A 10,529-nucleotide genomic window follows, 5' to 3' on the forward strand; every position below is an offset into this window, starting at 1 on the left:
CTGCACAATACGGAGAAATGCTGAGCAAGCTATTATTTTTTTTACAAGAAGAAAAAAAGTCTGAGCCTATCAATACAACAGTTTCTATTGATAAATAAAATACTCTCCTATTTTTGAAAAGGTTTATAAAATAGCCGAGACCACGTTCCCCCGTAATTTATCCCGATTTTTATCGGGAGGGGGCGGAGGGGGTTTTACCTCCCAAACATTTTATCCAGCTCTTCTTTTTTAAATTCTAAATAAGTTGGCTTACCGTTGGGTGTAATATTAGGCGTATCGCAATCAAATAAATTTTGCACCAGCACTTTTATTTCTTTATCTGTTAAAGAAGTTCCTGCTTTAATAGATTGCTGCAATGCCATTGAACGCAATAATTTTTCTCTTTTACTGTATTTTAAATCGTTGCTGAAATGTTTGTATTGCTCCAGCATTTTTTCTACTGCTACTTTTTCATTGCCATCAGTTACATCTGCTGGTGAGCCTTGTATAACAAAAGTATTATTGCCAAAGGGTTCTAATAAATAACCTAAATGATTTAAATCGGGCAGCAACTCGTTTAATAATACAGCATCTGTAACAGAAAGTTCCAAAGTAGCAGGAAATAAACTTCGTTGTGCAGCAATGGGTTTACCATCCACAGCTGTAACAAACTGTTCGTATAAAATACGTTCATGAGCATTTTGCTGATGAATTAAAAAATATCCTTTGTTAGTTTGTACAACAATGTAACTGTTGTGCAACTGTGTTAAGTTGTCAGTTGATAGTTGATTGTTTATAGCATGTAAGCTTGGTTGCGCCGCAATTATTTCGCCACCTGTCAACTGCCAACTATCATCTGGCAACTTTTTTTCTGGTTCATAAAAACTTTTCCAATGCTTTAACTCACTTTTACTTTCAATAAAATGCGACTGATTTTTTTTTGTAAATGTGCTGTATAAAGAAGATGATGCTGCAGTAGATTTTTTTTCAGCGGTAAATGGTTTGCTTACCGCATCTGATTGCTGAATAGAAATATCCAGGTCAAAATCTAAAGTAGGTGTAATACTGAATTGTGCCAGCGCATGTTTTACCGCACTCTGCACAAAAGCATATACAATCTTTTCATCTTCAAATTTTATTTCCTGTTTGGTGGGGTGTACATTAATATCTAATTGCGATGGATCCAGATCGATAAATAAACCATACATCGGAAAACTATCTTTTGCAATCATCGCATCAAAAGCATTCATCACTGCATGATTGAGGTAAGCACTTTTTATAAAACGGCTGTTCACAAAAAAATACTGATCGCCTCTTGTTTTTTTTGCAGTTTCGGGTTTACCTACAAAGCCAAAAATATTCATGTAATCAGTTTGCTCCTGTACGCTTACTAATTTGGCACTGTAATTATTACCAAGAATTTGAACAATGCGTTGTTTTAATGTACCCTTCTCTAAATGAAAAACCTGTTGACCATTACTGGTAAGCGAAAAGAAAACTTCAGGAAAAGCCATCGACACTCTTATAAATTCATCAACAATATGCCTTAACTCAGCAGGGTTGCTTTTTAAAAAATTTCTTCGTGCCGGTACATTAAAGAAAAGATTTTTCATGGCAATGCTGGTACCAATGGGTGCAGCAACAGGTTCTTGTTTTTTTACAATGCTGTTTTCTATTTCAAGATAAACACCGGTCTCATCTTCGTGGCGTTTTGTTTTTAATTCTACTTGCGCCACGGCTGCAATACTTGCCAAAGCTTCTCCACGAAAACCCATTGTTTTTATGCGGAACAAATCTTCTATATTACTGATTTTAGAAGTGGCGTGCCGCTCAAAAGCCATACGGGCATCAGTTTCGCTCATACCTTTGCCATTATCAATAACCTGTATTAATGATTTTCCTGCATCATTAATAAGCAATTTAATTTCATCGGCCCCTGCATCTACGGCGTTTTCCAACAGTTCTTTTACAGCACTGGCAGGCCGCTGAATTACTTCACCAGCTGCTATTTGATTGGCAATGTTATCGGGTAATAATTGAATGATATCGGGCAAAATCCTGTAATTTAGAACTTCAAAAATAACATATACTTTTCACTATAAAATTTTTTAAAGGATTATGAAGCATTTCTTAATAGCAACCCTTTTTTTTATATCAGCAAAATCTTTCAGTCAAAATAGCCCGGCACAAATTTGGGCCGACAGTGTTTACAAAACTTTATCGGATGATGAACGCATTGCACAATTAATGGTGGTGCGTTTATCAGCCTATAATGCTACAACAAAAACGGCAATATTTTATGATAAACAGGTATCAGATCTAATTAAACAATATAATGTGGGTGGCATTTGTGTTTTTCAGGGCAGCCCGGTTAAGCAGGCCAATATTATTAATGCATTACAGGCGCAGGCAAAAACGCCGGTACTGATGTGTATTGATGCAGAATGGGGTGTGGGCATGCGAATGATTGACAGTGTGCTGCCGCTGCCCAGGCAAATGATGCTGGGTGCCATGCAGGATGCAAACATTGTGTATGAGTATGGAAAAATTGTAGCAGAACAATGCAAGCGTGTAGGCCTTCAGGTGAATTATGCCCCGGTTGTTGATATAAATAATAACCCTGACAATCCTGTAATTAACGACAGGAGTTTTGGCGAAGACAAATATAAAGTGGCGCTGTTTGGCATTCAATATATGAAAGGCATGCAGGATAATGGTGTGATGGCTTGTGCCAAACATTTTCCAGGTCATGGTGATGTAGCAGTAGATTCTCATTATGATTTACCGGTGATAAATAAAACGATGGCGCAACTGGATTCATTAGAGTTGTATCCCTTCCGGGAAATTTTTAACGCTGGTATTGGCAGTGCTATGGTAGCGCATTTATCTATACCCGCCATTGATAACACGGCTAACAAACCTACTTCCATTTCTAAAAATAATGTTACTGAACTGTTGAGAAACCAATTGGCCTTTCAGGGATTAACTTTTACTGATGCTTTAGAAATGCAAGGGGTTAAAAAATATTTTCCCGATGGTGCTGCATCCGTAGAATCATTAATTGCCGGTAATGATATGCTGTGTTTACCAGGCGATGTGCCTTTGGCAATTGCAAAAATTAAAGAAGCTATAAAAAATAATAAATTAACCTGGGCCGATATTGAAATGCATTGTAAAAAAGTATTACTGGCAAAATATCAATATGGATTAACAAAACTTACTCCAATAAATACCGATAATCTTACCAATGATTTAAACAGCAAAGTACCGGCAATGCGAAAATTGGTTGCCGAAAACGCATTGACTGTTTTACAAAAAACAGATGATGTATTTTTTCCTTTAGTTGTACCTGTAAAACCCATTGCAAAAGATGTGGTGTATGTAAGTATTGGTACCAGCACCGATAATGCTTTTGCAAAACGGATGCGTAACGATTATAAAGCCGATGTTTTTTATTTTAATTATAACCAGGATGCCGGAAGAATTTTAAGTACCGTGGCGTTAATAAAAAAGCGGTATAAAAAAGTAATTATTGGCATTCATAGTTATAGCCGTGTACCGGCAAATAATTTTGGCATTTCAAAATCTGCAGTTGATCTGGTAACTCAATTGCATCAGCAAACTACAGCGGTAACTTTTGTTTTTGGTAATCCTTATGCCATAAAAAATTGGTGTGGTGCAAAAAATATTATTGCCTGTTACGAAGATGATGCTGTTGTTCAAAATACTGCGATAGATCTGTTACAGGGAAAAATTACTGCTAAAGGAAAACTACCCGTTACGGTTTGCGATGACTATAAATATGGAAGCGGCATAGTTTCTGGAGGTTTTTTTTTGCCCCGGACAAACTCCGACGAAGCAGGCCTTGACCCGGTTAAACTAAATGTTATTGATTCGATTGTTGGTGATGCCATAGAAAAAAAAGCTACCCCCGGTGGCGTAGTACTGGTGGTTAAAAATGGCAAAATTGCTTACCATAAAGCTTACGGCAATTATACTTACGATAAAGCAGAGCCGGTACAATTAGAATCCATTTACGATATGGCTTCGGTTACAAAAATTTGTGCCACTACTATCAGCATAATGAAGTTGTACGACGAAGGAAAAATTGATCTAAAAAAAAAGTTAGTTGATTATCTTCCCTGGGTAAAAGGCAGCAACAAAGAAAATTTATTGATAGAAAATATTTTACTGCACCAGGCAGGCTTGGTATCATATATTCCCTTTTACAAAGAAACTATTGACTCCACCGGTGTACCTCTTGCAAAATTTTATGCAGCAAAACAAAACGATTCATTTAACATTCGTGTGGCAGAAAATTTATTTATGCGTAACGACTGGAGGGATACCTTATACCAGCGCATTTTACAAAGCAACTTAGGCGAAACAGGAAAATATATTTACAGCGACAATGATTTTATTTTTTTAGGTAAGATAGTAGAAGCTGTTAGCGGCATGCCATTGAATGAATATGCACAAAAAGAATTTTATACGCCATTGGGTTTAACCACATCAGGTTTTAAACCAAGAAATCGTTTTACTTTAAACAGAATAATACCCACCGAACAGGAAAAAAGTTTTCGCCTGCAATTATTACGTGGCGATGTGCATGACCCTGGCGCTGCAATGTTTGGTGGTGTGTCGGGCCATGCAGGTTTATTCAGCAATGCTTACGATTTAGCAGTGATAATGCAAATGCTGTTGAATGGCGGAACATTTAACGGCAAAAATTATTTGCGTAAAGAAACTGTTCAACTTTTCACAGCCTACCACAGCAAAACTAGCCGCCGGGGTTATGGTTTTGATAAACCTGAAAAAGATAATACCACCAGGCCCGAACCTTATCCTTGCTTATCTGCATCGCCGCAAACCTTTGGCCACACCGGTTATACGGGCACTTGTGTGTGGGCCGACCCAGCTAATAAACTCATCTTTATTTTTTTAAGCAATCGTGTTAATCCCGAAGGCGGCGATGTAAATAAAAAATTACTCAATATGAATGTTCGGCCAAAAATTCATGAAGCGATTTATAAAGCGATGGGGAAGTAAAAATGTTTTTACAATAAATCATATAATACCAATAAGACAAAGAAACCATACTGTCAGCCTGAGCTTGTCGAAGGGGGTTTGGCTATTGCACCGGTTTCGACAAGCTCAACCTGACATTTTTTTAATCGGATAAATTCAATGCCTGTTTAATATAAATTCAGCAAAATACTTTTCAATTCATCCATTCTTTTCCAGGGTATTTGATGATCGGCTCCATGCATTGTATCTGCAACAATTGATATTGCATTGATCATCATCTTTTTTCCGAAAGCAATATTTTCTATCGGCACCCAGGTATCTTTATCACCATGAATAAATAAAACCTTGCAGGTAATATTTTTAAAGTCGTTTTGCAAAGGCAATAAATCTTTTTTAAGATAGAGCAGTTCTGTATTACTTGGACCAAAGGCACCGGGCAATGTCCAGTAAAATGGTTTTACATTCATTATTTTTCGCCAGGTTTCTTTTGCCTCCTGGTTAATATCCAAAGCGCCTGCAATAATTATTACAGTATTAAAAAGAGCAGCATTATCGGCTGCCAGTTTTGCAACAATTGGTCCGCCTAAACTATGGCCCACTAAAAATAAAGGTTGCTCATTTTTTAATTTTTCAATAACCGGCATAATAATTTTGCATTGCTCCTGCAAGTGCAGGGCTTTACCAAAATCGCTGTAGCCAAAGCCCGGCCTGTCTATTGCTACAATGCGAAATTTTTTACGCATGTCTGCATCCCACATAAACTTCATGTAATTCATCCAGCTTCCGGGGCTGCCGTGTATAAAAACTAAAGTGGGTAAAGTATCGTTGCCGCAAACAGCATAATGTAAATGGCGCTGGTTAATTACGGTATCAAATATTTTTAACGGAACATCTTTGGTTTTAAAAACAGCATAAGCTTTATTATCGCTCCAGCGGTTACGCATAATAAAACATTGTGCTAATAAAAGCCAAACAGCAAGTAAGGCAAAACTGCAGAATAAAGTGCGCCGCATAATTTTTTTAAAACGCAGTGACTTCATTTTTGTTACAGGAGGTTTGTTAAAGAAGTAAATATTTTTCAAATTTTTCTGATGGTAATTTTTAATTGCCCCTGCCTTTCCGCAGGATGCTGTGCATTGGTCGGGGATTAAAAAAGATTATTTGGCTAAAGCCTAAAAAATATAAACTTTGTCTCCGGGCTGAAGCCACGGGGCTATTAAATTAATTCCTCCGAGCTCTCCGGCAATTTATCATACTCACCTTTTAAAGCATAATAACCAAAAATCATTAACCCAATTGCAATAGGTGTAAATATGATGATAATGATGACCCACGGAATAGGTTTATTAATATCTTTTGTGCCATTGCCAATATTATGCACTGCTCCCATAATTAAAAAATAAATTACTACGGGTGCAATTATCATCCATACAAAACCCATTATTTTTTTTAGTTTATTCATAAAAATATTTTAGTGTTAAACCTGTAAGGTTTTAAAAATCTTACAGGTTTGGTTTAATCATCAATGGTTTTATCAATTTTATTATTTAAGTACAAAGCCCCAATTACAAAACACAAAGCGGCTACGCCAATAGGATACCATAATCCCACCAATGGATCTTCAGTAAAAGTTGCCGTTAATAATGTTGCAATAAATGGTACCAATCCGCCAAATACACCATTACCAATATGATAAGGCAAACTCATGGAAGTGTATCTTATTTTAGTGGGAAATAATTCTACTAAAAAAGCTGCTATCGGGCCATACACCATGGTTACAAAGATTATCATTAACCAAATCAGGAGGATGAATTTCCATTTGAGTGGGGCGGAAAGGATTTTATCAAAGTAATTAGGTTTGGTATCTTCACTTTCTATAAAATTTGATTTATTATTAATATCCATTGAATCAGTTAGGGCACTCAGCGGAGGATAAATTGTCCATTCATCTTTGGCCATAATAAATGTATCCGATCTTCTTTCTATGAATCTTGATTCTTTATACTTCCATACATTTTCTTTATGAGTTATTAATCTTACACCTTTTAAATCAAAAATTGTATCTGTTTTAGACCCTTTATTGTATGCCCCATCGTTAATAATCGCTTTATCTTTTATCCACTCCTTCGCATCAGCACTTTTAAGAAGCTCCCCAAATATTGGCCTGTAAAAAACTACACCCAACAACATGCCGGTAAGCATTATCCATTTCCTTCCTATCTTATCACTCAACCATCCAAAAAATAAAAAGAAAGGCGTTGCCAATCCTATTGCCCATAATAAAATTTCCCTGTTTTGCATAAATTCAATCTTCACTGTATTCTCTAAAAATGATTGAGCATAAAATTGTCCGGTGTACCAAATTACGCCCTGCCCCATTACTGCACCAAACAAAGCCAGTAATACCATTTTAAAATTTGCTCGCTTTCCAAAACTTTCTTTTAAAGGATTGGTGGAAGTTTTTTTCTCAGCTTTTAATTTTGCAAACACCGGGCTTTCGTTCATCTTTAATCTTATATAAATAGAAACGCCTACCAGCAAAATAGAAATCCAGAAAGGATAACGCCAGCCACCCCATTCTTTATTAAAGTCGGCATCGCTCATGTTATTTTTTACCGCCATAATAACACCTAGTGCAACAAACAAACCTAAGGTTGCAGTGGTTTGTATCCATGCGGTAAAATATCCACGGCGGTGTGCAGGGGCATGTTCGGCCACATAGGTTGCGGCGCCACCATACTCGCCACCCAATGCCAAACCTTGTATTAATCTTAATAATAAAACCAATAGTGGTGCTGCAATACCAATGGTTTTATACGCCGGCACCAGGCCAATTAAAAATGTAGAGCCTCCCATTAAAACCAGTGTGAGTAAGAAAGTATATTTGCGGCCAATCAAATCTCCCAGCCTGCCAAATACCAAGGCACCAAAAGGCCGTACTAAAAAACCAGCAGCAAAAATGGCGAGTGTACTCAGTAAGGCCGCAGTTTCATTGCCATCAGGAAAAAATTGTGTTGAAATAGTTTTGGCCAGCATACCAAAAATGTAAAAATCGTACCACTCAATTAATGTACCCAGCGATGAAGAAAAAATAACTTTTCCTATGCCTTTAGTAGAATTTTCATTTATCATATAATAAACAATTGGGTGGGAAGATACATTGTTTTTAAATTCCACTATCCTGTAATGTTGTTTTGATAAAATATCGCTAAAAATTAATTTTTGGGCACCTTAAATTTTATGATGCCCTGATAAAAGCATGTAACCAAAAAGTAGTAATTTGCAAACAAGCTTTTAAATAAATAAATTATGCCACGTATACCTGGAGTAGTAACAGAAAAAAATGCCAAAGGCGAAATTACATTTGTAACCATCAATGTTAAAAAACACCGGGAAACCATAATGCCTGTATTAGAGCAAATGGGAGTGGTGGAAAAGAGTAAGTTTATGCAGGAATTTGAAAAAGGAATCCCTGTTAAAGAGGGCTTTAAAATTGTAAAAGCCCACATCAATGATTTATGGAAAAAGTAAGATTAGCACCTGAGCTTGCTTATCAACTAAATGATTTAATTGACGTATTATTTATAGCTGAATATTTTGGTTTTAAGCAGACTGCTATAGATTATGTTACCGATATTGAAAACTTCATCTATACTATTCCAAACCAAAAACACAAAATTTGCAAAAATAAAAAGCACGGAATTTATTTCTGTAAATATAAGCGTAACCATCATACTACCTGGTATATAATTTTTGATAAAGTAAATGAGTTTTACTTAATTAAATATATTACAAACAATCACACCACAGATTACCTCAGTCTTGTATAAACTATAGAAAAAAATGATTCAAGATCATCTGCAAAACAACCTTGCCAGTAAGAGTATAATTTTTTATCAGCTAAAAGTTTTAAATTGTTTCCTTAATTAAACCATTGCTATGCCATATCCTTATCAAATAAAATCTTTTGAGCAATATAAAAACGATTACAAAAAAAGTGTAGAAGATCCCGAAGGTTTTTGGGGTGCTGTAGCTGATAATTTTTTATGGAAGAAGAAATATGATAAAGTTGTAGAGTGGAATTTTACCGAACCAAAAATAGAATGGTTTAAAGGTGGCAAACTTAATATTACCGAAAACTGTATTGACCGCCATTTACCAACAATGGCCGACAAACCTGCAATAATCTGGGAACCAAATAACCCCGAAGAAAGAGTAAGAGTGGTTACTTATGCCCGTTTACATAAAAGGGTTTGCCAGGTGGCGCAAATGCTGATTAACAATGGCGTAAAAAAGGGCGACCGTGTTTGTATTTATATGGGGATGGTGCCGGAGCTGGCGTATGCTATGTTAGGCTGTGCAAGAATTGGTGCAATTCATTCTGTAATTTTTGGCGGTTTTAGTGCACAAAGTATTGCAGACAGGTTAGAAGATGCAAAAGCTGAATTTATTATTACCTGCGATGGTGCTTACCGTGGCGGAAAAGATATTCCCCTAAAAAGTGTAATTGATGATGCGTTGATTGGTAACAAAACTATTAAACGTGTAATTGTTTATACCCGTACAAGAACTCCGGTATCCATGATAAAAGGAAGAGATGTTTGGTGGGAAGATGAAATGGAATATGCGGAAACGCAGATTGAAAAAGACGGCGTAGTTACTTTTCCTCCGCAATTTATGGATGCTGAAGATCCTTTATTTATTCTGTACACCTCTGGCAGTACCGGCAAACCAAAAGGGGTGGTACACAGCAGTGCAGGCTATATGGTGTGGACGAACTACACTTTTGTAAATGTGTTTCAATACCAACCCGGGGATGTATTTTTTTGCACGGCAGATATTGGCTGGATAACCGGCCACAGTTATATTGTGTACGGGCCTTTAAGTGCCGGTGCTACTTCAATGATGTTTGAAGGCATTCCCACTTTTCCTGATGCAGGAAGATTGTGGGATGTGGTGGATAAACACAAAGTAAATATTTTATACACCGCACCTACGGCTATACGCAGTTTAATGAGTTATGGTTTGGAGCCGTTAAAAGGAAAAGATTTATCGTCCTTAAAAATATTGGGCACCGTTGGCGAACCTATTAACGAAGAAGCCTGGCATTGGTATGATGAAAATATTGGTAAGAAAAAATGCCCTATTGTTGATACCTGGTGGCAAACAGAAACTGGTGGTACTTTAATTTCTAATCTTGCAGGTATCACACCCGCAAAACCCGGATGGGCAACATTACCTATGCCGGGTGTGCAACCTATTTTAGTTGATGAGCAGGGAAATGAGGTTACGCAGAAAGATGAGAACGGAATGATAAAAGGTAACCTTTGTATTAAAGCTCCGTGGCCTGCAATTTTAAGAACAACTTACGGCGATCATGAAAGATGCCGCACCAATTATTTTGCCACTTACCCCAATTTATATTTTACCGGTGATGGTGCGTTAAAAGATGAAAATGGTTTTTACAGAATTACAGGAAGAGTTGATGATGTACTAAACATAAGCGGCCACCGTATAGGCAC

8 protein-coding genes are annotated in these 10,529 nt (G+C 36.8%); 4 read left to right on the top strand and 4 right to left on the bottom strand.

Annotation, left to right across the window (positions count from 1 at the left end):
• Positions 1-194: 194 nt before the first annotated feature.
• Positions 195-2,033 carry a DNA mismatch repair endonuclease MutL gene (mutL, locus tag ACY65O_RS00705; protein ID WP_462218925.1) on the bottom strand — a complete coding sequence of 613 codons (1,839 nt, stop codon included), beginning with the start codon at positions 2,031-2,033 and terminating at the stop codon, positions 195-197.
• Between the two features lie 64 nt (positions 2,034-2,097).
• Here mutL and ACY65O_RS00710 point away from each other — a divergent pair, with 64 nt between their 5' ends.
• Positions 2,098-5,028 (top strand): glycoside hydrolase family 3 N-terminal domain-containing protein, encoded by a 2,931-nt coding sequence (locus ACY65O_RS00710; RefSeq protein ID WP_462218926.1) that lies wholly within the window; start codon positions 2,098-2,100, stop codon positions 5,026-5,028.
• 146 nt (positions 5,029-5,174) lie between these two features.
• Here the strand turns inward: ACY65O_RS00710 and ACY65O_RS00715 are convergent, their stop codons facing one another.
• The 3 genes from ACY65O_RS00715 to ACY65O_RS00725 all read right to left on the bottom strand — a co-directional run bounded on the left by ACY65O_RS00715 (position 5,175) and on the right by ACY65O_RS00725 (position 8,139).
• On the bottom strand, positions 5,175-6,089 hold the full coding sequence (locus tag ACY65O_RS00715) for an alpha/beta fold hydrolase (RefSeq protein WP_462218927.1): 915 nt from the start codon (positions 6,087-6,089) through the stop codon (positions 5,175-5,177).
• Between the two features lie 134 nt (positions 6,090-6,223).
• On the bottom strand, positions 6,224-6,469 hold the full coding sequence (locus tag ACY65O_RS00720) for a DUF6814 family protein (RefSeq protein WP_462218928.1): 246 nt from the start codon (positions 6,467-6,469) through the stop codon (positions 6,224-6,226).
• Between the two features lie 53 nt (positions 6,470-6,522).
• Positions 6,523-8,139, bottom strand: coding sequence for an MFS transporter (locus tag ACY65O_RS00725; protein ID WP_462218929.1), 1,617 nt, complete (start codon positions 8,137-8,139; stop codon positions 6,523-6,525).
• 177 nt (positions 8,140-8,316) lie between these two features.
• Between ACY65O_RS00725 and ACY65O_RS00730 the strand changes: the two genes are divergently transcribed.
• From ACY65O_RS00730 to acs, 3 genes are all read left to right on the top strand, one after another.
• On the top strand, positions 8,317-8,538 hold the full coding sequence (locus ACY65O_RS00730) for a hypothetical protein (RefSeq protein WP_462218930.1): 222 nt from the start codon (positions 8,317-8,319) through the stop codon (positions 8,536-8,538).
• Positions 8,526-8,837 (top strand): hypothetical protein, encoded by a 312-nt coding sequence (locus ACY65O_RS00735; RefSeq protein WP_462218931.1) that lies wholly within the window; start codon positions 8,526-8,528, stop codon positions 8,835-8,837. The genes ACY65O_RS00730 and ACY65O_RS00735 overlap by 13 nt, the downstream gene beginning before the upstream one ends.
• A 109-nt stretch (positions 8,838-8,946) precedes the next feature.
• The coding region (acs, locus tag ACY65O_RS00740; RefSeq protein ID WP_462218932.1) for an acetate--CoA ligase at positions 8,947-10,529 on the top strand (1,583 nt) is incomplete at its 3' end.

This window comes from Ferruginibacter sp. (assembly GCF_031430955.1).
Lineage (GTDB): Bacteria > Bacteroidota > Bacteroidia > Chitinophagales > Chitinophagaceae > Ferruginibacter.